This is a genomic window from Rahnella victoriana (assembly GCF_004330295.1).
Taxonomy (GTDB): Bacteria; Pseudomonadota; Gammaproteobacteria; order Enterobacterales; family Enterobacteriaceae; genus Rahnella; species Rahnella victoriana.
In genome coordinates this window covers 1-394 of record NZ_SJOJ01000077.1, presented here as the reverse complement: position 1 = coordinate 394, position 394 = coordinate 1, and the positions used below count along the sequence as shown (strand labels likewise).

At 54.1% G+C, this 394-nt stretch carries 1 protein-coding gene; it reads left to right on the top strand.

All coding sequences use genetic code 11. The features are described 5' to 3' along the window. Positions 1 to 394 (top strand): substrate-binding domain-containing protein (locus EYY67_RS24375; RefSeq protein ID WP_165498008.1); only part of this gene is annotated, 394 nt, incomplete at both ends.

Here is a 394-nt window from a genome sequence, read left to right as displayed (position 1 = left end):
TTTCTGCGCCACCTTGCTGCAATACGGGCTGCCTTTTCGCAGTGAATGGATCATCGAGTGTGATTACCAGCAAAAATGCGCCGCCGACGCTGCCGAAACCCTTCTGTCCCACTATCCGAAAATCAGCGCCATCGTGTGCCATAAATCTTCCGTGGCGCTGGGTGCCTATTTCGGTGTGATGCGTACCGGCGCACAGGTCGGGGGCGGCGCAGTAGACAGTTTCTTCCAGCAGAAAGTCGCCTTAATTGGCATGGAAGATGCCCCGGAATCTGAACTGACGGAGCCGCCACTGACCTCGATTGCCAATTCTGCACGGGAAATCGGTTATGCGACAGCAAGGCGCTTACTGATGAGGATCGGAGGGCAAAATCTGGAAGCACAAAATATTATCTTG